This is a genomic window from Kitasatospora sp. NPDC086801, assembly GCF_044745805.1.
Classification (GTDB): domain Bacteria; phylum Actinomycetota; class Actinomycetes; order Streptomycetales; family Streptomycetaceae; genus Kitasatospora.
On the sequence record NZ_JBIVAX010000021.1, the window covers coordinates 1 to 25,546 of the forward strand.

Consider the following 25,546-nt stretch of genomic DNA (forward strand, 5'->3'; position numbering starts at 1 on the left):
AGCTGCAGTTACTCCTCGCCACCTGGGCCGGCGCCTGCCCCACCTGCCATCGCGACATCCGCATACCCACACGGACCTGACCAAGCACTACTAGTTCTCGCGCTCAGTTCTCGCGGTCGGTGCGGCCGCGCCGGGTGACCGCCGCGACCGCACCGGCCAGGCCGCCGAGGCCGAGCACGATGAAGGTGACCGGGATGACGATCCGGCCGTTCACCGTCCGGTCGTTGAGCGCCGCGACCAGGTAGACCACCGCGATCGTGGTGAACAGAGTGCCCGCGATCAGCGAGAACAGGTCGAGCCGGTGCTTCCTCACTGCTGGACCACCTTGATGTTGCCGATCCCGACCGCGAGTTCGAGGTCGAGCGTGCCGTTGGACGGATGACCGTTGCGGGGTTGCAGCAGGTAGGCGTGGCGGCCGGTGCCGTCGTTGACCTCACCGGGGACGGAGACGTCGCCGAGGCCCACCCGGGCCACCAGGTTCACCGTCGCGTCCGGCGGCAGGACGACGGTCAGCTCGCCGGCGCCGAGTTCGACCTTGCTGGTGAGGGTGGTCCCGGCCGGGTCGAGCCCGCTCAGGTCCAGCTGGAGCCGACCGGCGCCCAGGGAGTACCGGGACTGAAGGTCGGCCGAGGCGGTGACGGTGAAGTCGCGCTGGCCGACGGCGTTCTGCATGGAGTCCGGGGAGCGGCCGACGAAGACCAGCGCCAGGGTGAGCAGCAGGCCCGTCATCGCGAGCTTGCGGGCCCGGCCGAACTTCGAGCCGAGCAGCAGCGTCAGGCCGATCACCAGCAGCGCGGTGGCCAGCACGGTCGCGCTCAGCACGGTGACGTCGGTGTGGCCGGCCGAGACGGACCAGACCGCGGCACCCGCGCCGATCGCCAGCAGCAGGCCGAAGAAGCCGAGCGCGGAGCGCTCCCGGGGGCGCCGGACGGCGGTGGGGCGGGGCCGGCCGGGCGGGCCGCCCTTGCGCAGCGGGTCGCCCGCGGGCAGGTCGACGCGCTGCCACCAGGGCTGGGCCGGGCCGCCCGCCGGCGGCACCGGGGTGCCGAACGGCGGGGTGGTGCCGGCGCCGTACGGGTTGCGCTCGGGGTGGCGAGGGTCCCACAGGTAGCCGGTCGCGCCGGGGGCCGGGGAGTCGGCGGGCACTGTTCCGGCGGCTCTCTGCGCGGCGTGCCGGGCGCGGGCGGCCTCGTCCTCCTCCGACCCGGGCCACGGGTACGGGCCGGCCTGGTCCCCGTCGGGGTAGTGGCGGTCGTACGGGCCGCCGCGGCGGCGGCCGCGGGCCCGGCCGCGACGGCGCTCCGGGTCGTAGCGCACCGCCAGGAAGACCAGGCCGGCGAGCAGCAGCAGCGGGAACAGCTGGTCGTCCTGGCCCATCGAGGAGAAGAACACCCCGGTGCCGATCACGGTCAGCAGCACCGCGCCGACCGACTGGCCGTCCACCCGGCCGGTGAGCACCCGCTGGAGTTCGGTGCGCCCGTGCCGGGCGCCGCCCCGGCCGTCCGGCACCGGCTCGGTGGGGACGATCAGCCAGGCCAGGCCGTACAGGAACAGCCCGAGGCCGCCGGAGAGGCAGAGCACCACGGTGACCACCCGGAAGACCACCGGGTCGATGTCCAGGTGCCGCCCGAGGCCGCCGCAGACGCCGGCCACCACGCGGTGGTGCTCGGTCCTGGTCAGCGGGGGGCGGTCCGGTTCCGGCGGGGCGGCGGGCCCGGTCTCCTGGATGCGGTGGTCGTCGGTCATGGGCACCATCCTCCCGGCTGCCCCGGTCCGGCCCAACCGGTGCGAGCCCTGCCCGGACCCTGACTTGTCCCTGAGAAGGGGGTAGGGACACACCCTGATGCGCCCGCGTGCGCGAGCGTGGAACCATCGGTGCCGTGGCAGCACCCGGTTCCGACCCCCGACCCCTCGCCCCCGACACCGCGCCGTCGGCTGGCGCCGACCCGACCGTGCCCGACGGCGGACGGCCGCCGTACCGCCGGCTCTACCGCAGCCCGCAGGGGCGGATGCTCGGCGGCGTCGCGCAGGGTCTCGCGGTGCACCTCGGGCTGCCGGTGCGGTGGGTCCGGCTCGCGTTCGTGCTGCTGTTCTTCGCACAGGGGATCGGCACCCTGCTGTACGCGGCGTTCTGGTTCGTGGTGCCGATCGGCATCGGCGAGCCCGCGCAGCGCGGCGCCGCCCACTGGGTGTACGTCAACGGCGCCTTCGTCCCCACCGGGTCGGGGCAGCAGCCGGGCGGCGCGCTGAGCAAGGGCCGCGGCGGCTGCTTCGGCCGGCTGCGCGAACTGCTCCAGCACGCCCTCCAGGGCGAGCCGGCCGCGGCCCCGGCGGAGGGGGAGGACGCCGCGCCCGGCGGCCGGGCCGGGCAGGGCGGCCTCGGCCAGCTCGCCGCCCTGGTGATGACCGTGATCGGCATCACCGCCCTGCTCAACGCGCTCGGCCTGCAGACCGCCAAGCCGTACACCTGGCCGCTGCTGGCGATCGGCGTCGGCGTCGCGCTGGTCTGGCGGCAGGCCGACGACTCGCGCTGGCAGCGCTGGTTCGGCCTGGAGGAGGGCGACAAGCGGCGCGGCGCCTACACCCGGGTCGGCGCCGGTGTGCTGCTCGTGGTGGCTGGCACCATCGCCTTCCTCGCCATGCAGGGCAGCGGCTCGACGCTCGGCTCGGTGGTCGAGGCCTCGCTCGCGGTGCTCGCCGGGGTGCTCGTGCTGCTCGGCCCGTACGGGCTGCGCCTGTGGCAGGACCTCGGCGCCGAGCGCACCGCCCGCATCCGCGCCCAGGAGCGCGCCGAGATCGCCGCGCACGTCCACGACTCGGTGCTGCACACCCTGACCCTGATCCAGCGTCGGGCCGAGGACCCCAAGGAGGTGCTGCGGCTCGCCCGTGCCCAGGAGCGTGAGCTGCGGCTGTGGCTGTACCGCCCGGAGGCCGCCGCCGAGGCCGCGCCCGACACCATGGCGGAGAGCCTGCGCGCCGTCGTCGCCGAGGTCGAGGACCGGCACGGCGTCCCGGTCGAGGTCGTGATCGTCGGCGACTGCCCGATGGACGAGCGGATCGCGGCCCAGATGCAGGCCGCGAGGGAGGCGACCGTCAACGCGGCCAAGTACGGTGGCGGGGGACCGGTCCAGGTCTACGCCGAGGTGGAGGGGAAGACGGTGTCGGTGTTCGTCCGCGACCACGGCCCCGGCTTCGACCCCGACACGGTGCCCGAGGACCGGATGGGCGTACGGGAGTCGATCATCGGCCGCATGAAGCGCAACGGCGGCACCGCACGGGTGCGGCCCGCGCCGGACGGCGGGACCGAGGTCGAGCTGGAGATGGAGAGAACGAATGACTGAGGCAGCGCCGGAGCGCACCGCGAGAGTCGTCCTGGTGGACGATCACCGGATGTTCCGCACCGGGGTCCGGGCCGAGATCGGCCGCACCGAGGCGACCGGCATCGACGTGGTCGGCGAGGCCGACGACGTCGAGTCGGCGGTCCGGGTCGTGGCCGAGACCCGGCCGGACGTGGTGCTGCTCGACGTCCACCTGCCCGGCGGCGGCGGCGTCGAGGTGCTGCGCCGCTCGGCCGGGGTGATGGGCGAGCAGGGAGGGGTCAAGTTCCTCGCGCTGTCGGTGTCGGACGCCGCCGAGGACGTGATCGGCGTCATCCGCGGCGGCGCGCGCGGCTACGTCACCAAGACCATCACCGGCACCGACCTGGTCAACGCGATCTTCCGGATCGGCGACGGCGACGCGGTGTTCTCGCCCCGGCTGGCCGGCTTCGTCCTGGACGCCTTCGCCGCCACCGACACCCCGCCGGTCGACGAGGACCTGGACCGCCTCACCCAGCGCGAGCGCGAGGTGCTCCGCCTGATCGCGCGCGGCTACGCGTACAAGGAGATCGCCAAGCAGCTCTTCATCTCGGTGAAGACGGTCGAGAGCCACGTCTCCGCCGTCCTGCGCAAGCTCCAGCTCAGCAACCGGCACGAACTGACCCGCTGGGCCACCGCCCGCCGCCTGGTCTGAGCCCCGCTCGCGAGCCCGCCCGGTCCGGATTCCTCCGGGCCGGGCGGGCTTGTCGGTGGGTGGCCATAGACTCGGAGTGCCATGAGTAGCCTCTTTGACGACCTTCCGCTCCCCGGTTTCGAGGCACCCGCCGCCGGGTCGAAGCAGCCCGCCGTGCCCCTCGACGAGGAGCCCCCGCCGTACGAGGACGACGCCCCGTACGAGGCCTACGAGGAGGCCATCCCGGAGGGGCTGTTCCAGACCGACCACGCCGAGGAGACGGCGCGGGACGCCTGGTACCGCAACGGCGCCGCCCGCACGGTGGTGGATCCGGCGCAGCTGCTGGAGGGCATGAACGACCCGCAGCGCGAGGCGGTGCTGCACGCGGGCTCGCCGCTGCTCATCGTGGCCGGCGCCGGCTCCGGCAAGACCCGGGTGCTGACCCACCGGATCGCCCACCTGCTGGGCGCCCGCGGCGTGCAGCCGGGCGAGATCCTGGCGATCACCTTCACCAACAAGGCCGCCGGCGAGATGCGCGAGCGCGTCGAGGCGCTGGTCGGCCCGCGGGCCCGGGCGATGTGGGTGTCCACCTTCCACAGCGCGTGCGTGCGGATCCTGCGCCGCGAGTCCAAGGTGCTGGGCTTCACCTCCAGCTTCTCGATCTACGACTCGGCCGACTCGCAGCGGCTGATGTCGCTGGTCTGCCGCGACCTCGACCTGGACCCGAAGCAGTTCCCGCCGAAGTCCTTCACCGCGAAGGTCAGCAACCTGAAGAACGAGCTGATCGACGAGGAGACCTTCGCCGACCAGGCCGCCAACCCGATGGAGAAGAAGCTCGCCGAGGCGTACACGCTCTACCAGCGGCGGCTGCGCGAGGCCAACGCGCTGGACTTCGACGACATCATCATGACGACGGTGAACCTGCTCCAGGCCTTCCCCGACGTCGCGGAGCACTACCGGCGCCGGTTCCGGCACATCCTGGTCGACGAGTACCAGGACACCAACCACGCCCAGTACATGCTCGTCCGCGAGCTGAGCGGCGGATCCGTCGCGGCCGCGCCGAAGCGCACCGTGGACGGGGAGTTCGTGAACCCGGCCGCCGGGCGCCTGGCCGAGGTGCCGCCGGCCGAGCTGTGCGTCGTCGGTGACGCGGACCAGTCGATCTACGCCTTCCGCGGCGCGACGATCCGCAACATCCTCCAGTTCGAGGAGGACTACCCGAACGCGACCACGATCCTGCTGGAGCAGAACTACCGCTCCACGCAGACCATCCTGAGCGCCGCCAACGCCGTCATCGAGCGCAACGCCAACCGGCGCGAGAAGAAGCTCTGGACGGCCGGTGAGCACGGCGAGAAGGTCGTCGGCTACGTCGCGGACGACGAGCACGGCGAGGCCCAGTTCATCGCCGACGAGATCGACCGGCTCACCGACGCGGGCGACGCCAAGCCCGGCGACGTCGCGATCTTCTACCGGACGAACGCCCAGTCCCGCGTGTTCGAGGAGGTGTTCATCCGGGTCGGCCTGCCGTACAAGGTGGTCGGCGGGGTGCGCTTCTACGAGCGCAAGGAGGTCCGGGACGTCCTGGCGTACCTGCGGGTGCTCTCCAACCCGGAGGACACCGTGCCGCTGCGCCGGATCCTCAACGTGCCCAAGCGCGGCATCGGCGAGCGGGCCGAGGCGATGGTCGACGCGCTGGCCGCGCGGGAGCGGATCTCCTTCGCCCAGGCGCTGGTGCGGGTCGACGAGGCGTACGGGATGGCCGCGCGCTCGGCCAACGCGGTGAAGAAGTTCAACGTCCTGATGGCCGGGCTGCGGCAGGTCGTCGAGTCGGGCGCGGGCCCGGCCGCGGTGCTGGAGGCCGTCCTGGAGGAGACCGGCTACCTGGCCGAACTCCAGGCCTCCACCGACCCGCAGGACGAGACCCGGGTGGAGAACCTGCAGGAACTCGCCTCCGTCGCCCTGGAGTACGAGCAGGACCCGGGCGAGCGGCCCGACGCCGACGAGGAGGGCACCCCGCCGGTCGGCTCGCTCGCCGACTTCCTGGAGCGGGTCGCGCTCGTCGCCGACTCCGACCAGATCCCGGACGACGAGGAGGGCCGGGGCGTCATCACGATGATGACCCTGCACACCGCCAAGGGCCTGGAGTTCCCGGTGGTCTTCCTGACCGGCATGGAGGACGGGATCTTCCCGCACATGCGGGCGCTCAACCAGGTCAAGGAGCTGGAGGAGGAGCGGCGGCTCGCCTACGTGGGGCTCACCCGGGCGCGGCAGCGGCTCTACCTGACCCGCTCGGTGCTGCGCAGCGCCTGGGGGCAGCCCGCGTACAACCCGGCCTCGCGGTTCCTGGAGGAGATCCCGGAGAACCTGGTGGAGTGGAAGCGGACGGGGGCGGCGCAGCCGCCGGCCGCGCGCGGCTTCTCCTCGGGGTCGTCCTGGGGCAAGTCCTCGTCGGGGGGCGGCGGTTCGCGCTCCTCGTCGGGCTCGTCGGCTTCGTCGGCCTCGTCGAAGCCCAAGGCGGGCTGGGGGCAGTCGGCGCGGCGCGGCGGCCAGGTCGTCGAGCGGGACGCCGTCTCGCTCGCGGTCGGGGACCGGGTCACCCACGACACCTTCGGGCTGGGCACGGTGGTGGGCGTCACCGGCGTCGGTGACCGGGCGCAGGCCACGGTCGACTTCGGCTCGGAGGGCCGCAAGCAACTGCTGCTGCGCTACGCGCCGGTGGAGAAGCTCTAGCCTTCCCTAGCGGGGGTCGAGCCCGTTCGAGAGGAACCACGGCAGCGGGTCGACCGGCCCGCTGCCGGCCGGGCGGACCTCGAAGTGCAGGTGCGGCCCGGTGCTGTTGCCGCTGCTGCCGACGAAGGCGATGACGTCGCCCTGCTTCACCGGCCCCTTGCGGACCTTGTACGCCCGCAGGTGGCAGTACCAGACCTCGGTGCCGTCGGACATCTTCAGTACCGACATGTAGCCGTACGACGGGTTCCACTGCGTGCGGATCGTGCCGTCGGTGACGGCCATCACCTCGGAACCGCCGTCCACCGGGAAGTCGATGCCGGTGTGGCGGTTGGCCCAGTGGGTGCCGGCCTCGCCGAACAGCTCGCCGAGGCCGTGCCGGGCGACCGGCATGACCAGCTTGGGCTTGACGGGCTCGGCGCTCGGCTGCGCGCTCGGGGTGCTCTGGGCGTCGGCGGGCTGGGCTCCGGCCAGCGGCTGGCGGGCGTCGCCGCGGGAGGCCTGGGCCGGATCGCCGGCCGCGACCGCCTGCCGGGCGGCCGTCTTGGCGGCCTCGGCGCCGCCGTCGGCCGGGTTGTCCGGCGCGTCGACCGCCGTCCGCGCCGTCCGGCCGGCCGCCTGGGCGTGCTGATCGGCCTCGCCCCGCACGGTGACGGCCGCCGCGGCGGCGACCCCGAGCGCGGCCACCGACGGCAGCGCGACCCGCAGCAGTGCGGTCCGGGTGGCGGCCTTGGCGGCGCCGCGGCGCTGGGCGCGGGACTGCTCGCGGGCGGCGAGGCGCAGCTCCGCACGGGTCGGGCGGGCGGCTGCGTCGGGAGCCATCGGGGGCTGCCTCCTCGGTGGGCCTGGGGCGCGTCGTCGGGCAGGGGAAAGCGGCAGGGAAAGCGGTACGGGGAAAGCGGGGGGAAATCAGCCGAGACTGTAGCCGCAAGGCCGACGCCCCGGAAAAACCTCCGGTTGTCAAGAGGTCGGCCGGGGGTCTGTGCGGTGGGCAGGTGGACGGGCATACCCACTGGTAGCAAGGCCGGGGCTGTGACTTTGCCCTCCTCTTGGGAGGTGGCACGGCCAACCGGGCCGGGTGGCGCTAACCTCCCCTCAGGTTGGTTATTGGCCGTTAACCGCACCCGTGGCCCACAAGGTCCGGTCGGATGGTGGACGACGAGGTCCAGGAGGCAGTGATGAGTGTGTCGGGGCCGATCCGTGTGGTGGTTGCCAAGCCGGGGCTCGACGGTCACGACCGTGGTGCCAAGGTCATTGCGCGTGCCCTGCGCGACGCCGGTATGGAGGTCATCTACACCGGGCTGCACCAGACGCCCGAGCAGGTCGTCGACACCGCGATCCAGGAGGACGCGGACGGCATCGGGCTGTCGATCCTCTCCGGCGCCCACATGACGCTGTGCGCGCGGGTGTTGGAGCTGTTGAAGGAGCGCGACGCGGCGGACATCAAGGTCTTCTGCGGCGGGATCATCCCGGACGAGGACATCGCCGAGCTCAAGGCGATGGGCGTTGCGGACATCTTCACCCCGGGCACGCCCACGCGGGACGTCGTCGCCTGGGTCGAGGCCAACCTGCGGGCGGTCGGCTGAGGTTGACGGTGCGGGACGGGCCGGCCCCGGGCTTCGGCGGGGCCGGCCCGTCCCGTTGTCTCGTCGCTTCGTCGCTTCGTCGCTTCGTCGTTTCGGGAACAGGGGCTGGGGCTGGGGCTGGGGCGTCAGGCGTCGAGTTCGGCGAGCATCGCGGCCCGGAAGCGCAGCGTTCCGGCCAGTCGGGCGAAGGTCTCCGACCAGGCGGAGTCCGGGGCGGCCCCGGCGGCCAGCTCCTCCACGGCGGCCGCCGTCCCCGGCGCCAGCGCGCGTTCCGTCATCCCGAGCACCCCGCTGTGGCTCCACGGGTACGCACCGGAGCCGGCGGCGCGGGCCAGGGCCGTCACCACGGCGGTGGACAGCGGTGGCGTCCACGGCGTGCCGCAGGCGCCGAGCAGTTGGAAGGCCTCGCCCAGGCCGTGCACCTCGATGAACGCGGCCGTCCAGGCGGCCCGTTCCCCGGGCGGGAGGACGGCCAGCAGCTTGGCGGGGGCGCCGGTGGCGCGGCGCGCGCGGGCCCGTCCGGCGCCGCGGGCGGGTGGTGCGGGCGCCGGGCCGAGCAGCGCCCGGGCCCAGTCGGCGTCGTGCTGGCGGACGGCGGCGCGTGCCCAGGCCTCGCGCAGGTCGTCGGCCCAGCTGCTGCTGGTCTCGTCGATGCTGTCGCCGACCCGCAGGGCGAGCAGCTGCTCCGGTGTCAGGCCGGTGCTCTCCGGCCAGAGCCGGAGCGGTGCGGCGGCGATCACCTCGCCGAACCACCAGGCCCGTTCGCCGCGCCCGGTGGGGGACTTGAGCGGTATGCCGTCGCGCTGCATGGCCGCGTCGCACTCGGCGGGCGGGGTGACCAGCAGGTGCGTCCCGGTCTCGGCGAGGCGGACGGCGGCCCTCGCCCGTTCGGTCATCCGCCGGGCGAGGGCCGAGCCGGGCAGGGCGGAGAGCAGTTCGGCGGCGGTGGCGCGGACGTTCTTGCTGCGGTCGCCGAGGGCGGCCTCCAGGAAGGGCTCGTCGGCGGCGGAGAGGCCGTCCTGGAGGGAGTCCAGGAAGAGCAGGCGGTCCTCGGCGCGCTCGGTGGACCAGGTCCCGCTCAGCAGCTCCAGGCCGGCGGCCGGATCGCGGCGGCGCAGCAGGGTGAGGTGGGTGACCCGCTCGGCGAACAGGCCCTCGTGCCAGAGCTGGTGGTCGGCGGGCCGGTCGGGCTGCTCGGCCGGGTCGGGGGCGGCGGTGCGCAGCACGAACCGCCAGTCGGGGTTCTGCTCGGCCAGCCAGCGGCCCAGCGGGCCGGCCAGCGCGACGGCGTCGGACCGCAGTTCGCTGCGGGCGCGGGCGGCGTCGAGCAGGCCGGGTATCAGCGCGCCGGGTGGGCGCAGGCCCCGGGCGCGGGCGGTGGCGAGCCACTGCGGCAGCAGTTCGGCGAGGTTGGCCAGGGTGGCGCCGCCGCTGCCGGACCGGCCGGCCAGCAGGACGGCGAGCCGGCGGGCGGCCGCCGTGGGCAGCTCGGGGCGCCCGTCCTCGGGGGCGGGCGGGCCGGGCGGTCCGGCGGCGGGGACGGGCAGGGCGCCGGCCCGGCGGCGGACGGTGGCGAGGGCGGCCAGCTCCAGCAGCGCGGTGGCCGGGTCGGCCTGGTCGACGGTGTCGGCGAGGGGCAGGGCGGTGGCCGGGAGCGGGCGGCGGTCGGTGCCGAGCAGGGCGGTGGTGTGCAGGGTCTCCCACGGGTCCTGGGTGATCGTCATTCTCGGTGCTCCTGACGTCGGTCTGACATGCGCTAGACGGTGGTGAGGCCGATCGGGTGGTCGTGGCCGGCCCAGGCCGTGACCGGGGCGAAGCCCTGGTGGCCGTACTCGCCGAAGACCGTCAGCGGGCGGCCGGTGGAGACTGCGGCCAGCCGCCACAGCGCCGCCTCCGGGAGGGCCGAGGTGTGGACGGGCAGGGTGTGGTGGCCGTCCGTCAGGTACCAGCCGTCCGGGGTGCGGACGGGGACGGCGCCGGCGAGGACGGTCGGCCAGCTGTCCAGCCACGGGTCGTCGGCGACGGCGGTGCCGTAGCCGGCCACCGCCTCGGCGACGGTGAGGCCGCCGGGCGGGCCGGCCGGGCCGGGCTCGGGGGCGCCGTAGCGGGTGCCGAGGGTGGCGCGCAGCGGGCGGGCGCCGGGGTGGAAGGCGAGGTCGGCCTCCAGCAGGTGGCCGGTGGGCAGGGCGAGGTCGGGGGCCTGGCCGGGGCGGCCGAAGGCGAGCAGCAGGGCGGGGCGGCCGGTCTTGGCGCCGCGCAGCCAGACCCGGCGGGTGGTGAGCCGCTCGTCGGCGCCCCCCTCCATCGGCAGGGTCCGGCTGCCGAGCACCTGCCAGCGGTCGCGCACGGTGGGGCCGGCCAGGATCTCGGCGGTGTCGGTGGGGTAGCCGACCCGGGTGCGGACGGTGGCGGCCAGTTCGGCCGGAAGTTCGTCGACGCGGGTGGCGGCGGTGGCGAGCAGGTGGAGCATCGCGTACTCCTCCAGGAGCCGGTCCTGCGGGGCGGCGTCGAGTTCGCGGACCCGGGTGGCCAGGCCGGGGGCCTGGGCGTCGACCATCCGGGCGGCGACCTCCTCCCAGGGGCCGGCCGTGGACTGGTCGGCCAGGCCGTGCCGGACCCGGTCGGCCAGGCGCAGCCGCAGCTCGGCCGCGCCCGCCGCCACCCGGGCGCCGCGCCGCTCGGCCCGGCGCCGGGCGGCGGCCGGGTCGGCCGGGGCCGCGGCGCGCTTCTCGGCACGCTCCTCGCGGGACGTGAGCCAGTCGGCCGCCCACGCGGCGGGTTCGGCGGCCGGGACGGCCTCCGGGGCGCCGCTCCACAGCAGGAGGAGTCCGAGCGCGTGCTTGCACGGGAACTTCCGGCTGGGGCAGCTGCACTGGTAGGCGGGCGTGGCGAGTTCGATCACGGTGCGGTACGGCGTGCTGCCGCTGCCCTTGCACTCGCCCCAGAGCGCGGTGCCGTCGGTGCCCGCCCCGGACCAGGGCGCGGGCGAGGAGAGCTTGCCGGCCGCCTTCCGCGACGCGGTGTCAGGTGCCAGGGACAGGACGTGTTCGGTGCTCCAGCGTTCCTCCATGCGACCGACGGTAGGCGGTGGCACTGACATCGGCTGACTGTCCGTCCGGAGCGCCCCGGGCGTTGTCAGTGCCGGGGTGCAGGGTGGTTCCCACAGGCCGGGACGCCGGCCTGGACATGCCCCAGCTCCCCCCGATCACCCTGCCGCCGGGGCACCCGTGTGCCCGGCGGCCGACCCGAAGGAGCCCCCGTGACCGACGTTCTGCGGCAGCATGCCGAGGACGCCTTCGCCGGTGAACTGGCCGCGCTGGCCGCGCAGGACGACCGTCCGCGCCCGGAGCGCTGGAAGCTCTCGCCGTGGGCCGTGGCGACGTACCTGCTCGGCGGCGAACTGCCCGACGGCACCCCGATCACCCCCAAGTACATCGGCCCGCGCCGGGTGGTGGAGGTCGCCGTCACGACCCTGGCGACGGACCGCGCGCTGCTGCTGCTCGGCGTGCCCGGCACCGCGAAGACCTGGGTGTCCGAGCACCTGGCCGCGGCGATCAGCGGCGACTCCACCCTGCTGGTGCAGGGCACCGCCGGCACCCCGGAGGAGGCCGTCCGGTACGGCTGGAACTACGCCCGGCTGCTCACCGACGGCCCGAGCCGGGACGCCCTGGTGCCCTCGCCGCTGATGCGGGCGATGGCGGACGGCAAGCTCGCCCGGATCGAGGAGCTGACCCGGATCCCGGCCGACGTGCAGGACAGCCTGATCACCATCCTGTCCGAGAAGACGCTGCCGGTACCGGAGTTGGGCGGCGAGACGCAGGCGGTGCGCGGCTTCAACGTGATCGCCACCGCGAACGACCGCGACCGCGGCGTCAACGAGCTGTCCAGCGCGCTGCGCCGACGGTTCAACACCGTCGTGCTGCCGCTGCCGGGCTCGCTGGAGGAGGAGGTCGACATCGTCACCCGCCGGGTGAACCAGCTCGGCCGCTCCCTGGAGCTGCCCGAACTGCCCGGCGGCGCCGAGGAGATCAGGCGGGTGGTCACCGTCTTCCGCGAGCTGCGGGCCGGGATCACGACGGACGGCCGGACGAAGGTCAAGACCCCGAGCGGCACCCTCTCCACGGCGGAGGCGATCTCGGTGGTGGCCAACGGCCTCGCCCTGGCCACCCACTTCGGGGACGGCGTGCTGCGCGCCGGGGACGTGACGGCCGGCATCCTCGGCGCCGTCGTCCGGGATCCGGTGGCGGACCACGCGGTGTGGCGCGAGTACGTCGAAGGGGTGGTGCGCGAGCGCGACGGCTGGAAGGACTTCTACCGGGCCGCCCGCGAGGAGGTGCGATGACCGCGGACGTCGCGCTGCTCGGCATCCGGCACCACGGCCCGGGCTCGGCCCGGGCGGTGGCCGCCGCGCTGGAGCGGTGGCGGCCGGACGCGGTGCTGATCGAGGGCCCGCCGGAGGCCGACGGCATCGTCCACCTGGCCGCCGGGACCGGCCTGGTGCCGCCGGTCGCGCTGCTGGCCCACGCGGTGGACGACCCGGCGAGGGCCGCGTTCTGGCCGTACGCCGAGTTCTCGCCGGAGTGGGTGGCGATCCGCCACGGCGTCGAGCGGGAGCTGCCGGTCCGCTTCATCGACCTGCCCGCCGGGTACGGCCTCGGCCCCGCCGCCGAGGCCGGGGAGCCTGCCGAGCCCGCCGGGGCGGTCGCCGACCCGCTGGCGCTGCTCGCCGAGGCGGCCGGGTACGACGACCCGGAGCGCTGGTGGGAGGACGTGGTCGAGCACCGTGCGCCCACCGCGCCCGGTGCGGACGACGCGGACGGGCTGGCGCCGTTCGCCGCCGTCGCGGAGGCGATGGCGGCGCTGCGCGCGGAGGGCCTCGGCGAGTCCCGGCGGGACGCACTGCGCGAGGCGTACATGCGCCAGCAGATCCGGGCCGCCCGCCGCGCCGGGCACCGCCGGATCGCCGTGGTGTGCGGGGCCTTCCACGTGCCCGCGCTGGCGGTGATGCCGACGGTCGCGCACGACCGGGCGCTGCTCGCCGAGCTGCCGCGGAAGGTGAGGACGGACATCACCTGGGTGCCGTGGACGCACCGCCGGCTCTCCCAGGCCACCGGCTACGGCGCGGGCGTGCAGTCACCGGGCTGGTACCACCACCTGTTCAGCACCGCGGGCGATCCGGTGCCGCGCTGGCTCACCCGGGCCGCCGGACTGCTGCGGGCCGAGGACCACCCGGTCTCCTCCGCCCACGTCATCGAGGCGGTCCGGCTCGCCCGCACGCTGGCGGTGCTGCGCGGCCGCCCGCTGGCCGGGCTGACCGAGACCCTGGATGCCGTCCGCGCGGTGCTCTGCGAGGGCTCGGACGTCGCCCTGGAGCTCGTCCGGGACCGTCTGGTGGTCGGCGACGCGCTCGGCGAAGTCCCGGACGCGGCACCGGCGGTGCCGCTCCAGCGGGACCTCACCCGCTGGCAGCGCACGCTGCGGCTCAAGCCCGAGGCCGCGCCGAAGGACCTCGACCTCGACCTGCGCAAGGACACCGACGCGGCCCGCTCGCGGCTGCTGCACCGGCTGCGCCTGCTGGGCGTCGACTGGGGCGTGCCGGCCCGCTCGGCGGTCAACTCGACCGGGACGTTCCGGGAGAGCTGGCGGCTGTGCTGGCAGCCCGAGTTCGCGGTCCGGATCGCCGAGGCCGCCCAGTGGGGCACCACGGTCGAGGAGGCGGCGACCGGCAAGGCCGTCGGCACCGCCCGCGCCGCCGCCGAACTCGCCGAGCTGACCGGCCTGGTGGAGACCTGCCTGCTGGCCGGGCTGGCCGGCGCGCTGCCCGCCGTGATGCGGGTGCTCGCCGACTGCGCCGCCCTGGACACCGACGTCGCGCACCTGGCCGGGGCGCTGCCCGCGCTGGTCCGGGCGCTGCGCTACGGCGACGTGCGCGGCACCGACCACGGCGCGCTCGGCGAGGTCGCCACCGGCCTGGCCGACCGGATCTGCGTCGGGCTGCCGCCCGCCTGCGTCGGGTTGGACGCCGAGGGGGCGGCGGCGATGCGCGGCCGGCTCGACGAGGTGCACGGCGCGATCGGCCTGCTCGGCCCGGCCGTTCGGCCGGAGCCGGAGAGCCCGGAAGGCCGAGTCGCCCCGGACACCCCGGACGCCCCGGATACCCCGGTCGCCTCGGAAGGCCCGGACACCCCGGACGCCCCGGATACCCCGGTCGCCTCGGAAGGCCCGGACGCCCCGGTCGAATCAGCGCGCCTGGACGCCCCGGCGGCCTCCCCGGTCCCGGACGGTCCCGAGGGCCTGGCCGACCGCTGGGCCGCCGCCCTGCGCTCGCTGGCCCGCCGCGAGCCGGCCGGCGGCCCGGCCACCGGCGCCCCCGGCCTGCTGCGCGGGCGCGCCGTCCGGCTGCTGCTGGACGACGGCCGGCTCGACTCCGAGGAGGCCGCCGGCCGGCTGCGGCTGGTGCTGTCGGCCGCCAACGCCCCGGCGGACGCGGCCGGTTGGATCGAGGGCTTCCTCACCGGCGGCGGCGCCCTGCTGCTGCACGACCCGCGCCTGCTCGCCCTGCTCGACGAGTGGCTGACCGGCGTACCCGGCGAGGTCTTCACCGACGTCCTGCCACTGCTGCGCCGCACCTTCGCCGGGCTGGAGGCGGGCGTCCGCGGCACCATCGGCGGGCGGGTCGCGGCCGGCCCGCTCGGCGAGGCCCCGGCGGCCCGGGCCCCGGGCGGCACCCTCGACCGGGCCCGGGCCGACGCCGCCGTCCCGGTGGTGGCCCTGCTGCTCGGCGCCCGTCCCCAGATCCCCCGGCAGGCCGCCGGCCGCAACACCTGACACCCGTGAAGGAGGACCTGATGGCGACCACGACCGACGAACGGCTGCGCCGCTGGCGGCTGGTGCTCGGCGGCGAGGCCGACGGCACCGGCTGCACCCTGCGCGGCCGGGACGCCGCGATGGACGGCGCCCTGGCCGCGCTCTACCGCGGCGCGCCCGAGGAGGGCGGCCGGGCGGCCCTCGGCGGCCGGCGCAGCGCCGGGCTGGGCGGTTCGGCCCCGCAGGTGGCGCGCTGGCTGGGCGACATCCGCGAGTACTTCCCGTCCACCGTCGTCCAGCTGATGCAGCAGGACGCGATCGCCCGGCTCGGCCTGGACCGGCTGCTGCTGGAGCCCGAGATGCTGGAGGCCGTCGAACCGGACGTGCACCTGGTCGGCACCCTGCTGTCGCTCAAGCACGCGCTGCCCGAGACCACCCGGGAGACCGCCCGGGCCGTGGTCGGCAAGGTGGTCGCCGACCTGGAGCGCCGCCTCGCCGACCGCACCAGGGCCACCCTGGGCGGCGCCCTCGACCGCAGCGCCAAGGTCAACCGGCCCCGCCACCGCGACATCGACTGGGACCGCACCATCCGGGCCAATCTGAAGAACTACCTGCCCGAGCACGGCACCGTCGTCCCCGAGCGGCTGGTCGGCTACGCCCGCGCCCAGCGCGCGGTGAAGAAGGACGTCATCCTCTGCATCGACCAGTCCGGCTCGATGGCCCCGTCGGTGGTGCATTCGGCGGTGTTCGGTGCGGTGCTCGCCTCGATGCGCACGCTGGACACCCGGCTGGTCCTCTTCGACACCTCGGTGGTCGACCTCACCGAACAGCTCACCGACCCGGTCGACGTCCTGTTCGCCACCCAGCTCGGCGGCGGCACCGACATCAACCGCGCGCTCGCCTACTGCCAGTCCAGGATCACCCGGCCGTCCGAGACCGTGGTGGTGCTGATCAGCGACCTCTACGAGGGCGGCATCCGGGACGGCATGCTCAAGCGCGTCGCCGCGATGAAGGCGGCCGGCGTCCAGTTCATCGCCCTGCTGGCGCTGTCCGACGAAGGCGCGCCCGCCTACGACCACGCCCACGCCGCCGCCCTGGCCGCCCTGGGAGCCCCGGCCTTCGCCTGCACCCCGGACGCCTTTCCGGAGATCATGGCCGCGGCGATCGAGAAGCGCCCGATCCCGGTGCCTGACCAGGGAGTGTGAGGATTCACCCGGACGTGCGAACCGGCCGACCGGCGGACGGGGTGCGCCGGCCGCCCCCGTAGGCCGTCTGTGACGGTTCTCACCACGGACGGGCAGGCCCCGGGCGAAACAGTCCCGTCGTACGGGGATAACCTGCCAGACGGACGTGACGCGCGTGTTGATTGACGTGTGCGCCCGTGGCTGTGTGGGCCGCAAGGCCGTACCTCTGCGTACCCGCACCGCCCCGACGACCCGCAGCGAAGATCCTGCCGTGGCACGCTCGTAGAGACACAATCCGCGACCACGAACAAGGACAAACACGTGGACCTGTTCGAGTACCAGGCGAGGGACCTCTTCGCCAAGCACGGTGTGCCCGTGCTTGACGGTGATGTGATCGAGACCGCCGCAGACGCTGCCGCCATCGCGGAGCGCTTCGGCGGCCGTGCCGTCGTCAAGGCTCAGGTGAAGGTGGGTGGCCGAGGCAAGGCCGGTGGCGTGAAGCTCGCCTCCGACCCGGCTGACGCCGTCGCCAAGGCCGAGGCGATCCTCGGCATGGACATCAAGGGCCACACCGTCCACAAGGTGATGCTGGCCCAGACCGCGGACATCAAGGACGAGTACTACGTCTCGTTCCTGCTGGACCGCACCAACCGCACCTTCCTGGCGATGGCCAGCGTCGAGGGCGGCGTGGAGATCGAGGTCGTCGCCGAGGAGAACCCCGACGCGCTCGCCAAGATCCCGGTCGACGCCAACGAGGGCTGCACCCCGGAGAAGGCCGCCGAGATCGTCGCCGCGGCGAAGTTCCCGGCCGAGATCGCCGACCAGGTCGCCGACGTCCTGCAGAAGCTGTGGAAGGTCTTCATCGCCGAGGACGCCCTCCTCGTCGAGGTCAACCCGCTGATCAAGTCCGGCGAGGGCAAGATCATCGCGCTCGACGGCAAGGTCTCCCTGGACGAGAACGCCGAGTTCCGCCAGCCCGAGCACGAGGCGCTGGAGGACAAGGCCGCGGCCAACCCGCTGGAGGCCGCCGCCAAGGCCAAGGGCCTGAACTACGTCAAGCTCGACGGCCAGGTCGGCATCATCGGCAACGGCGCGGGCCTCGTGATGAGCACCCTCGACGTGGTCGCCTACGCCGGTGAGAAGCACGGCGGCGTCAAGCCCGCCAACTTCCTCGACATCGGCGGCGGCGCCTCCGCCGAGGTCATGGCCAACGGCCTGGAGATCATCCTGGGCGACCCCGACGTCAAGTCGGTGTTCGTCAACGTCTTCGGCGGCATCACCGCCTGCGACGCGGTCGCCAACGGCATCGTGCAGGCCCTGGAGCTCCTGAAGAGCAAGGGCGAGAACGTCACCAAGCCGCTGGTCGTCCGCCTGGACGGCAACAACGCGGAGCTGGGTCGCAAGATCCTCGACGACGCCAACCACCCGCTGGTCCAGCGCGTGGACACCATGGACGGCGCCGCTGACCGCGCCGCCGAGCTGGCCAACAAGTAAGGAAGGGGACTTTCACACCATGGCTATCTTCCTTACCAAGGACAGCAAGGTCATCGTCCAGGGCATGACCGGCTCCGAGGGCATGAAGCACACCCGCCGCATGCTCGCCTCCGGCACCCAGATCGTCGGCGGCGTCAACCCGCGCAAGGCCGGCACCACGGTCGACGTCGACGGCACCGAGGTGCCCGTCTTCGGCGGCGTCGCCGAGGCCATGGAGAAGACCGGTGCCGACGTCACCGTCATCTTCGTGCCGCCGAAGTTCACCAAGGACGCCGTCGTCGAGGCCATCGACGCCGAGATCGGCCTGGCCGTCGTCATCACCGAGGGCGTCCCGGTGCACGACACCGCCGCCTTCTGGGCGTACGCCGGTTCGAAGGGCAACAAGACCCGGATCATCGGCCCGAACTGCCCCGGCCTGATCAGCCCCGGACAGTCGAACGCCGGCATCATCCCGGCCGACATCACCACCGCCGGCAAGATCGGTCTGGTCTCGAAGTCCGGCACCCTGACCTACCAGCTCATGTACGAGCTGCGCGACATCGGCTTCTCCTCGGCCGTGGGCATCGGCGGTGACCCGGTCATCGGCACCACCCACATCGACGCCCTCAAGGCGTTCCAGGAGGACCCGGAGACCGAGCTCATCGTCATGATCGGTGAGATCGGCGGCGACGCCGAGGAGCGTGCCGCGGCCTACATCGCCGAGCACGTCACCAAGCCGGTCGTCGGCTACGTCGCGGGCTTCACCGCCCCCGAGGGCAAGACCATGGGCCACGCCGGCGCCATCGTCTCCGGCTCCTCGGGCACCGCCCAGGCGAAGAAGGAGGCCCTCGAGGCCGCCGGCGTCAAGGTCGGCAAGACGCCGTCCGAGACCGCCCGCCTGGCGCGCGAGATCATCGCCGGCTGACGTCGGTCCACCGCGCAGCGAGCGCCCCTGCCCTCCACGGGCAGGGGCGCTCGCGCGTCCGCGGCCGCCGTCAGTGCGGCGTCGGCCCGGTCGTGCACGGCAGCGGGGACCACAGCGGGCAGACCTCCGGACCCTGCGGCGGGGGCGGGGCACCCGCCCCCCGGGCCACCGCCGGCAGCTCCCACCGAGCGGCGGCCTGCGGCGCCGACTCCATCACGACCGCCGCCACCCCCGGCGTCGGGCTGCACCACAGACTGCGGACGGCGTTCGGCGGCCCGCCCGGCAGCACCGGCACGCCCGGTTCGTCCGGGGCCGACGCCGACAGGCAGATCGCCGGCTCCGGCGGCTCCGGCGACCGGAACAGCGTCACCGGCCGGATCCCCACCAGTGTCGCCAGCGCCGCCCCGCCCACCGCGACCGTCAGCAGCGCCGCCGCCCCCGTCCGGCTCGCGGTCCACAGGCGGTGCCGGGCCCGCAGCACCGGCACCGGCGGCCGGTGCGGCTCCGGGCAGCCCCGTACCGCCGCCCGGTGCAGCAGCCCGCTCAGGCCGTCCGCGAACCCCGGTGCCGCCGGATCGGGCCCCAGCAGCTCCGGCACCCACCGGGCCAGCGCCACCCGGGCCGCCCACACCCGCCCCTCGGCCGCCGCCAGCGTCGACTCCACCTCCACCGCGACGGCCGCCGCCGGCAGGCCCAGCCCGTCGTGCAGCACCAGCGCCCGGCGCTGCGGCCGGGACAGCCGCCGCAGCGCCCTCAGCAGCGCCCGGTCCCGGTCGGTCAACCGGTCGTGATCGGGCAGCACCGCCTGCGACTCGTCGGCCGGCCGCACCCGGATCCGCCGGTGCGGCAGCTTCCAGGCGTGCATCCGCCGGGGCCCGCCCCGGTGCCACGGGGACAGTGCCAGCTCGCACGCCCGTACCCGCACCCACCCCTCCGGATCCCCCGTCGCGGCCACCGTCTCCCAGCCCTGGCGCGCCGCCCCGAACGCCAGCCGGACGCAGTGCACCGCCCGGTGGCGGCAGGCGGTCAGCAGGAACACCTGCTGCACCAGCCGGGTGTGGGCCTGCTCGTACAGTTCCTCGAAGCTCCCGGCCGGCCCGGCCCGCTCGCCGTCGGTCGGCGGGGCCGCGTGGGCGTGCCGTCCGGTGTCGGCGGCCGGGTCGTCGGGGCGGCTTCCCGCCGCGGGCGGGTTGCCACGGGTGCCCGGGGGTGTCGTGGTGGCGGCGGGTGTGCTGATGCGCCCTCCCGGGGCGTTCGGGGCCGCCTGGGCGCGAGCGGCGGCTTCGGTGGGGTTGCCGGTGGGGGTGCCAGGCGGCGCGGGCTCCGGGCGGTGGTCGGTGTGGGCGCGACCGGCCGCCGGGCCGTCGGCGGGCTCGGCGTGCTTTCCTCCGGTGCCGAGGACGGGCGGGCGCTGCGGCACGGGGTCGGGGGTGCGGGGGCCGTCGGCGGGCTCCGCCTGGGCGTCGCCCGGTGCGGGCGGTGCGGGCGGTGTGCCCGGCGCGGTCGGTGCGGTCTCGGGGGTCTTCGGACGGGCGGTGGTGAGGGCGACGGCCTCGGCTTCGGTGGCGGCGCCGAGTTTGCGCATGGCCCGCTGGACGTGGCTGCGGGCGGTGGCCGGGGTGACGCCGAGGGCGGCGGCCGCCTGCGGGAGGTCACGGCCGGCGGCGAGGTGGGCGAGGACCTGTGTCTCACGGGGCGTCAGTTTCCGCAGGAGGCGGTCCGTTTCCTGGTCGGGTCGGGTGGCCCGGGGCTTGCGGGGGCGGCCTTTGGAGGTGGGGGAGTCGGCGCCGGAGGGGTGTTCGGCGGTGGGTGGCGTGGTCATCAGACGCTCCGGGCCGGTGCGCCGGCGGCTGGGGGATCGGGTCTGAAAATGCGCATAAGCCAATAATCTGGGACACGGCGGCGGTTTGCCGCTTCACGGGGCATGGCGAGTCGCCTTGGCACCATGAGGCGCATGACGCAGCTGATGGGCCGTCCGATCCTGGAACTGCCGGGCGAACTGGGCGGACGCCCGTTGCCGGCCGACCTGTTGGCAGGGGTGCGGACGGCGCTGGTCGGCCTCGCGGTGGTCGGGGTGCCGGTGCTGGGGCTCTGGGTGGCGACGCCGTACGCGGACGACGGGGCGACCGGTGCCACCCGGTTGGCGGGGGCGCTGTGGCTGCTCGGGCACGGCGCGCCGGTGCTGCGGGGGGACGTGGGCGCCCCGCTGACCGTCACCCCGTTGCTGCTGGGCGTGCTGGCGGTGGCTCAGCTGTACCGGGCCGCCGCCGGGGTGGCGTCGCGGCGCGGGCCCCGGCCGCCCTGGGGCGGCCCGGTGGCGGTCTGGGCGGGCTACTGCGCGGTGGCGGTGGCGGTGGTGCTGCACTGCGCGGGCGCCGGGCTGTTCCGGGCCAGGGTGCTGCCGGACGTGCTGGTGGTGGGGCTGCTGGCCGGGCTGGCGACGGCGGCGGGCGCGCGTTCGGCCCGGCCCGTCGACCCCGGTGCCCCGCCCCGCCACCCGGTGTGGCCGCTGCTGGACCGGCTGCCCGCGCCGCTCCGACCGTCCGGCGGCGCGGCGGCGGTGCGCGACGCGGTGCTGGCGGCCGGGGCGGGCCTGGTGGCGGCGGGCGGGGTGCTGGTGGCCGTGGCGGCGGTGCTGGACGCGGCGGCCGGGGGCGGGCGGGGGATGGCGGTGCTCGGGCGCGGGCCGGCGGCCCTGGTCGGGCTGCTGCTGCTCGGGGTGGTGCTGCTGCCGAACGCGGTGCTCTGGGGGGTGGCGTACGCCCTGGGCCCGGGGTTCGCGGTGGGTTCCGGGACGGTGGTGGCGCCGGGCGGCACCGTGCTGGGCCCGGTCCCGGAGTTCCCGATGTTCGCCCTGCTGCCGGCGGAGGGCCCGGGCGGTTGGCGGTTGGCGGCGCTGCTGCTGCCGGTGCTGGCGGGGGTGGTGCCGGCGGTGCTGCTGGGCCGGGCGGCGATCGGTCCGCGCGGAGCCGCCGAGGCCGGGGGCGAGACCGGCGATGACGATGACGGGGACGGGGACGGACCGTGGCCGCCCGCGGCGACGGTGGTGGCGGTGCTGGCGGCGGCGCTGCTGACCGGCGCCGCGGTGGCGGCGGCGGGCTGGCTGTCGGGTGGCGCGCTGGCGGGCGGCCGGATGGCCCGGCTGGGGCCGGTGCCCTGGTGGACGGGACCGGCGGCGGCGGGCTGGTTCGCGCTGGTGGCCGTGCCGGGCGCGCTGCTGGTGCGCCATCGGGCGCTGTGCCCGGCCACCGTCCCGGAGGTCGACGAGGACCTCGACCTGGAGGTCGGTGAGGACGCCGACGAGGAGGTCCCGCCCGCCGTCCGTGCCCGGCCGGCCGAGCGGCTGCGCCGGGGGGTGCTGCTGCTGCGGGCCCGCGCGTACGCCGCGGTGCTGCGGCTGGGCGGGCGCGGCCCCGGGAGCGCCGGCTAGGGCCTGCCCGCCACGATCGCCCGGACAGGGGCCAGGGCCTGCCCGGCGGATCCTGCCGGACAGGCCTTAGCCGGCGTTCCCGGTGAAGTCGACGTACCACTTGGGCGCGAACCGGTCGCAGTTGTCGGCGCCGACGGAGGTCAGCGAGTCCCGGACGCAGGTGACGTAGTCGTTGTAGTACATCCCGAGGCCGATCACCGAGGTCGCGACCACGACGGTCATCGCGCCGGTGAGGATTCCGGCGAGCGCGGCCGGGGTGAGCGGGTTCGGGGCGGCGGGCCGGGGGGCGGCGCCGGTGACGGCGGTCGCCGGGGAGGGCTTGGGGGTCCGCAGCGCGCTGATGCCCCACAGGATGCCGAGCGCGCCGACGAACAGGGCGGCCCAGTGGAAGCCGGCGAACAGGCAGACCAGCGCGAGCGGCCCGGCCAGGGCGGCGTTGCGGGCCCGGCGCTGGGCGGGGTCGGCGGGGTCGAGCTTGGGCGGCTGCGGGGCCGGGGGGTGGGGGCGGCTGTCCTCGGGCCGGCCGGGGCCCCAGGGGTGCGGCGGCGGGAGCTGCGGGCGTTCGCCGGCGCCCTGGCCGCCGGTGCCGTCCTGGCCCTCGCCGGGCCAGGGGTTGCGCGGCTGCCACGGCTGGTCCGGGGCATCCGCCGGCGGCGGCGCGAAGGGGTTGCGCTCGCCGGTGTCGTCACCGCTGCTCATGGTTCAGCCATTCCTTCTCGGTCGGAGAGGCGGTCTCCCGCGCCTCCTATGATCCCGCAGCCGTTCGCCGACCCTCCGGCGGCCTGCCCGCTGTGCGGGTGCCGGGCGGGCCCGTGCCCCGGCGACTCCGCCGCGGGGGCCGGAGGAGATCCCCGTCTCAACTACGCGCGTAGCGCCGCCGCGAGGGTGCGGAGGCCGTCCGACCAGCCGTTATCGTGGTGACGGTCAGCAGCTCAGATAGGTTCCCGGGTGCCCGCGTCGCGGCGGGTTCTCCTGGTGTTCCCCCTCGCTCGACCTGCCGTTCGTAGTGGCCCCACCGCCGGTGGACGTACCAGCGGGCGGCGCCCGACCTACGGAGAATCGCGCAGTGGCCGCCGCCCCCGCTCAGCTCTTCCCGCCCCGTACGCCCGGACCGGCCCGCCTGGTGGTGCTGGTCTCCGGTTCCGGCACCAATCTGCAGGCACTGATCGACGCCGCCGCCGATCCGGCGTACGGCGCCGAGATCATCGCCGTGGGCGCGGACCGCGACGGCATCGCGGGCCTGGAGCGGGCCGAGAAGGCGGGCCTGCCGGTCTTCGTCCACCGGGTGAAGGACTTCTCCGACCGGGCCGACTGGGACCGCGCGCTGACCGCGGCCGTCGCCGCCCACGAGCCGGACCTGGTGGTCACGGCCGGCTTCATGAAGATCCTCGGTCCCGAGTTCGTCGCGGCCTTCGCCGGGCGGATCGTCAACACCCATCCCGCACTGCTGCCGTCCTTCCCCGGCGCCCACGGCGTCACCGACGCGCTCGCGTACGGGGTGAGGGTCACCGGCTGCACCGTCCACCTGGTCGACGCCGGGGTGGACACCGGGCCGATCATCGCGCAGGGCGTCGTCGAGGTCGTCGACGCCGACCACGCCGATGGCGGCGAAGCGCTGCACGAGCGCATCAAGACTGTCGAGCGCAAGCTGCTCGTCGACGTCGTGGGCCGGCTGGCCCGCGAGGGTCACCGCATCGAGGACCGAAAGGTATGGATTCCGGCACATGAGTGAGCGCAGCGAACGAGTCGTCAAGGAAGGTGCCTGGCGCGCAGCGCCCGCCGAGCGCAGCGAGGTGGGAGCATGAGCGCCAGCTCCACCACGCCCCCCGTTTCGGAGAACATCCGTCCGATCCGTCGCGCGCTGATCAGCGTGTACGACAAGACCGGTCTGGAGGAGCTGGCCCAGGGCCTGCACGCCGCCGGGGTCGCCATCGTCTCCACCGGCTCCACCGCCGGCCGGATCGCCGCCGCCGGGGTCCCGGTGACCGAGGTCTCCGAGCTGACCGGCTTCCCGGAGTGCCTGGACGGGCGCGTGAAGACGCTGCACCCCCGCGTGCACGCCGGCGTGCTCGCCGACCTGCGGCTGGAGTCGCACCGCGCGCAGCTGGCCGAGCTGGGCGTCGAGCCCTTCGACCTGGTCGTGGTGAACCTCTACCCGTTCAAGGCCACCGTCGCCTCGGGCGCCACCCCGGACGAGTGCGTCGAGCAGATCGACATCGGCGGCCCGAGCATGGTCCGCGCCGCGGCCAAGAACCACCCGTCGGTGGCCGTGGTGGTCGACCCGGCCCGCTATGACGACGTGCTGCGGGCCGTCCGGGAGGGCGGCTTCGACCTGGCCACCCGCAAGCGCCTGGCCGGTGCGGCCTTCGCGCACACCGCCGCGTACGACGTCGCGGTCGCCTCCTGGTTCGAGGCCGGCTACGCGCCGAGCGACGAGCGGTTCCCCGAGTTCCTGGGCGCCACCTGGGAGCGGCAGAACGTGCTGCGCTACGGCGAGAACCCGCACCAGGGCGCCGCGCTGTACAGCGACGGCAGCGGCGGTCTGGCCGGCGCGAAGCAGCTGCACGGCAAGGAGATGTCGTACAACAACTACGTCGACACCGACGCCGCCCGCCGCGCCGCGTACGACCACGCCGAGCCGGCCGTCGCGATCATCAAGCACGCCAACCCGTGCGGCATCGCGACCGGCGCGGACGTCGCCGAGGCGCACCGCAAGGCGCACGAGTGCGACCCGGTCTCGGCGTACGGCGGCGTGATCGCGGTCAACCGCCCGGTCACCGTCGAGCTGGCCGAGCAGATCGCCCCGATCTTCACCGAGGTCGTGGTGGCCCCCGGCTTCGAGGACGGCGCCGTCGAGGTGCTGGCCCGGAAGAAGAACCTGCGGGTGCTGCTGGCCCCCGAGGCGCCGGCCAACCGCCAGGAGCTGCGCCCGGTCTCCGGCGGCGTGCTGCTGCAGGACGCCGACCGGGTGCACGCCGAGGGCGACGACCCGGCGAACTGGCGGCTGGCCACCGGCGAGGCGCTGTCCGAGGCCGAGCTGGCCGAGCTGGCCTTCGCCTGGCGGGCCTGTCGGGCCGTCAAGTCCAACGCGATCCTGCTGGCCAAGGACGGCGCCTCGGTGGGCGTCGGCATGGGCCAGGTCAACCGGGTCGACTCCTGCAAGCTCGCGGTCGAGCGGGCCGGGGAGCGGGCCAAGGGCGCGTACGCGGCCTCGGACGCGTTCTTCCCGTTCGCGGACGGTCCGGCCATCCTGATCGCGGCCGGCGTCAGGGCGATCGTCCAGCCGGGCGGTTCGATCCGGGACGAGGAGGTCGTCGCGGCGGCCGCCGAGGCCGGGGTGACGATGTACTTCACCGGCGCCCGGCACTTCTTCCACTGATCGCGTTCCACCGCTCGCCCGGCGCACTGACCGGGTGACGGCATG

The 25,546-nt window shown here is 75.1% G+C and carries 19 protein-coding genes; 12 read left to right on the plus strand and 7 right to left on the minus strand.

Annotation, left to right across the window (positions count from 1 at the left end):
- Window positions 1-103: 103 nt before the first annotated feature.
- Window positions 104-313 carry a hypothetical protein gene (locus tag ACIPLC_RS21850; RefSeq protein ID WP_400474665.1) on the minus strand — a complete coding sequence of 70 codons (210 nt, stop codon included), beginning with the start codon at window positions 311-313 and terminating at the stop codon, window positions 104-106.
- Entirely contained in the window at window positions 310-1,746 is a 1,437-nt protein-coding gene (locus ACIPLC_RS21855) for a PspC domain-containing protein (protein ID WP_400474666.1), read from the minus strand. The genes ACIPLC_RS21850 and ACIPLC_RS21855 overlap by 4 nt, the downstream gene beginning before the upstream one ends.
- A 263-nt stretch (window positions 1,747-2,009) precedes the next feature.
- Between ACIPLC_RS21855 and ACIPLC_RS21860 the strand changes: the two genes are divergently transcribed.
- The 3 genes from ACIPLC_RS21860 to pcrA all read left to right on the plus strand — a co-directional run bounded on the left by ACIPLC_RS21860 (window position 2,010) and on the right by pcrA (window position 6,720).
- On the plus strand, window positions 2,010-3,341 hold the full coding sequence (locus ACIPLC_RS21860; protein WP_400474768.1) for a PspC domain-containing protein: 1,332 nt from the start codon (window positions 2,010-2,012) through the stop codon (window positions 3,339-3,341).
- Window positions 3,334-4,011 carry a LuxR C-terminal-related transcriptional regulator gene (locus ACIPLC_RS21865; protein WP_400474667.1) on the plus strand — a complete coding sequence of 226 codons (678 nt, stop codon included), beginning with the start codon at window positions 3,334-3,336 and terminating at the stop codon, window positions 4,009-4,011. Before ACIPLC_RS21860 ends, ACIPLC_RS21865 begins: the two co-directional genes overlap by 8 nt.
- 81 nt (window positions 4,012-4,092) lie before the next feature.
- Entirely contained in the window at window positions 4,093-6,720 is a 2,628-nt protein-coding gene (gene pcrA, locus ACIPLC_RS21870; RefSeq protein WP_400474668.1) for a DNA helicase PcrA, read from the plus strand.
- Between the two features lie 6 nt (window positions 6,721-6,726).
- Here pcrA and ACIPLC_RS21875 read toward each other — a convergent pair whose 3' ends face one another.
- Entirely contained in the window at window positions 6,727-7,539 is an 813-nt protein-coding gene (locus ACIPLC_RS21875; protein WP_400474669.1) for a peptidoglycan DD-metalloendopeptidase family protein, read from the minus strand.
- 356 nt (window positions 7,540-7,895) lie between these two features.
- On the opposite strand from ACIPLC_RS21875, the gene ACIPLC_RS21880 reads away from it, so the two are divergent.
- Entirely contained in the window at window positions 7,896-8,303 is a 408-nt protein-coding gene (locus tag ACIPLC_RS21880) for a cobalamin B12-binding domain-containing protein (RefSeq protein ID WP_400474769.1), read from the plus strand.
- 125 nt (window positions 8,304-8,428) lie between these two features.
- On the opposite strand, the gene ACIPLC_RS21885 is transcribed toward ACIPLC_RS21880, so the two are convergent.
- Together ACIPLC_RS21885 and ACIPLC_RS21890 are read right to left on the minus strand one after the other, a co-directional pair.
- Window positions 8,429-10,027, minus strand: coding sequence for a DUF5691 domain-containing protein (locus ACIPLC_RS21885; RefSeq protein WP_400474670.1), 1,599 nt, complete (start codon window positions 10,025-10,027; stop codon window positions 8,429-8,431).
- A gap of 32 nt (window positions 10,028-10,059) precedes the next feature.
- Entirely contained in the window at window positions 10,060-11,373 is a 1,314-nt protein-coding gene (locus ACIPLC_RS21890) for an SWIM zinc finger family protein (RefSeq protein WP_400474671.1), read from the minus strand.
- A 159-nt stretch (window positions 11,374-11,532) separates the two neighbouring features.
- Between ACIPLC_RS21890 and ACIPLC_RS21895 the strand changes: the two genes are divergently transcribed.
- The 5 genes from ACIPLC_RS21895 (at window position 11,533) to sucD (ending at window position 18,692) form a co-directional block, all read left to right on the plus strand.
- Window positions 11,533-12,645, plus strand: coding sequence for an AAA family ATPase (locus ACIPLC_RS21895; protein WP_400474672.1), 1,113 nt, complete (start codon window positions 11,533-11,535; stop codon window positions 12,643-12,645).
- Entirely contained in the window at window positions 12,642-15,131 is a 2,490-nt protein-coding gene (locus tag ACIPLC_RS21900) for a DUF5682 family protein (protein WP_400474673.1), read from the plus strand. Before ACIPLC_RS21895 ends, ACIPLC_RS21900 begins: the two co-directional genes overlap by 4 nt.
- A gap of 20 nt (window positions 15,132-15,151) precedes the next feature.
- The gene (locus tag ACIPLC_RS21905; RefSeq protein ID WP_400474674.1) at window positions 15,152-16,315 is read left to right on the plus strand and encodes a VWA domain-containing protein; all 1,164 of its coding nucleotides are present in this window, start codon (window positions 15,152-15,154) and stop codon (window positions 16,313-16,315) included.
- 300 nt (window positions 16,316-16,615) lie between these two features.
- Window positions 16,616-17,788: an ADP-forming succinate--CoA ligase subunit beta gene (gene sucC / locus ACIPLC_RS21910; protein ID WP_363580186.1), complete on the plus strand. Its 1,173-nt coding sequence runs from the start codon at window positions 16,616-16,618 to the stop codon at window positions 17,786-17,788.
- Window positions 17,789-17,807: 19 nt separating this feature from the next.
- A complete protein-coding gene (gene sucD / locus ACIPLC_RS21915; protein WP_400474675.1) occupies window positions 17,808-18,692 on the plus strand; it encodes a succinate--CoA ligase subunit alpha in 885 nt (294 codons plus the stop codon).
- 70 nt (window positions 18,693-18,762) lie between these two features.
- On the opposite strand, the gene ACIPLC_RS21920 is transcribed toward sucD, so the two are convergent.
- Window positions 18,763-20,514 carry a sigma factor-like helix-turn-helix DNA-binding protein gene (locus ACIPLC_RS21920; protein ID WP_400474676.1) on the minus strand — a complete coding sequence of 584 codons (1,752 nt, stop codon included), beginning with the start codon at window positions 20,512-20,514 and terminating at the stop codon, window positions 18,763-18,765.
- Between the two features lie 132 nt (window positions 20,515-20,646).
- Between ACIPLC_RS21920 and ACIPLC_RS21925 the strand changes: the two genes are divergently transcribed.
- Window positions 20,647-22,122, plus strand: coding sequence for a DUF6350 family protein (locus tag ACIPLC_RS21925; RefSeq protein ID WP_400474677.1), 1,476 nt, complete (start codon window positions 20,647-20,649; stop codon window positions 22,120-22,122).
- Between the two features lie 66 nt (window positions 22,123-22,188).
- Here the strand turns inward: ACIPLC_RS21925 and ACIPLC_RS21930 are convergent, their stop codons facing one another.
- The gene (locus ACIPLC_RS21930) at window positions 22,189-22,821 is read right to left on the minus strand and encodes a hypothetical protein (protein WP_400474678.1); all 633 of its coding nucleotides are present in this window, start codon (window positions 22,819-22,821) and stop codon (window positions 22,189-22,191) included.
- Between the two features lie 367 nt (window positions 22,822-23,188).
- On the opposite strand from ACIPLC_RS21930, the gene purN reads away from it, so the two are divergent.
- Both purN and purH read left to right on the plus strand, forming a co-directional pair.
- Entirely contained in the window at window positions 23,189-23,854 is a 666-nt protein-coding gene (gene purN / locus ACIPLC_RS21935) for a phosphoribosylglycinamide formyltransferase (protein ID WP_400474679.1), read from the plus strand.
- Window positions 23,855-23,923: 69 nt separating this feature from the next.
- Entirely contained in the window at window positions 23,924-25,501 is a 1,578-nt protein-coding gene (gene purH / locus ACIPLC_RS21940; RefSeq protein WP_400474680.1) for a bifunctional phosphoribosylaminoimidazolecarboxamide formyltransferase/IMP cyclohydrolase, read from the plus strand.
- Window positions 25,502-25,546 lie beyond the last annotated feature (45 nt).

Bases quoted from the DNA above. Each gene is read 5' to 3' on its own strand.
- sucD (WP_400474675.1), top strand. From the start codon at position 17,808: ATGGCTATCTTCCTTACCAAGGACAGCAAGGTCATCGTCCAGGGCATG.
- ACIPLC_RS21855 (WP_400474666.1), bottom strand. From the start codon at position 1,746: ATGACCGACGACCACCGCATCCAGGAGACCGGGCCCGCCGCCCCGCCG.
- ACIPLC_RS21875 (WP_400474669.1), bottom strand. From the start codon at position 7,539: ATGGCTCCCGACGCAGCCGCCCGCCCGACCCGTGCGGAGCTGCGCCTC.
- purH (WP_400474680.1), top strand. From the start codon at position 23,924: ATGAGCGCCAGCTCCACCACGCCCCCCGTTTCGGAGAACATCCGTCCG.
- ACIPLC_RS21925 (WP_400474677.1), top strand. From the start codon at position 20,647: ATGACGCAGCTGATGGGCCGTCCGATCCTGGAACTGCCGGGCGAACTG.
- ACIPLC_RS21880 (WP_400474769.1), top strand. From the start codon at position 7,896: ATGAGTGTGTCGGGGCCGATCCGTGTGGTGGTTGCCAAGCCGGGGCTC.
- ACIPLC_RS21885 (WP_400474670.1), bottom strand. From the start codon at position 10,027: ATGACGATCACCCAGGACCCGTGGGAGACCCTGCACACCACCGCCCTG.
- ACIPLC_RS21920 (WP_400474676.1), bottom strand. From the start codon at position 20,514: ATGACCACGCCACCCACCGCCGAACACCCCTCCGGCGCCGACTCCCCC.
- ACIPLC_RS21890 (WP_400474671.1), bottom strand. From the start codon at position 11,373: ATGGAGGAACGCTGGAGCACCGAACACGTCCTGTCCCTGGCACCTGAC.
- ACIPLC_RS21905 (WP_400474674.1), top strand. From the start codon at position 15,152: ATGGCGACCACGACCGACGAACGGCTGCGCCGCTGGCGGCTGGTGCTC.
- ACIPLC_RS21865 (WP_400474667.1), top strand. From the start codon at position 3,334: ATGACTGAGGCAGCGCCGGAGCGCACCGCGAGAGTCGTCCTGGTGGAC.
- ACIPLC_RS21860 (WP_400474768.1), top strand. From the start codon at position 2,010: ATGCTCGGCGGCGTCGCGCAGGGTCTCGCGGTGCACCTCGGGCTGCCG.
- pcrA (WP_400474668.1), top strand. From the start codon at position 4,093: ATGAGTAGCCTCTTTGACGACCTTCCGCTCCCCGGTTTCGAGGCACCC.
- ACIPLC_RS21900 (WP_400474673.1), top strand. From the start codon at position 12,642: ATGACCGCGGACGTCGCGCTGCTCGGCATCCGGCACCACGGCCCGGGC.
- ACIPLC_RS21930 (WP_400474678.1), bottom strand. From the start codon at position 22,821: ATGAGCAGCGGTGACGACACCGGCGAGCGCAACCCCTTCGCGCCGCCG.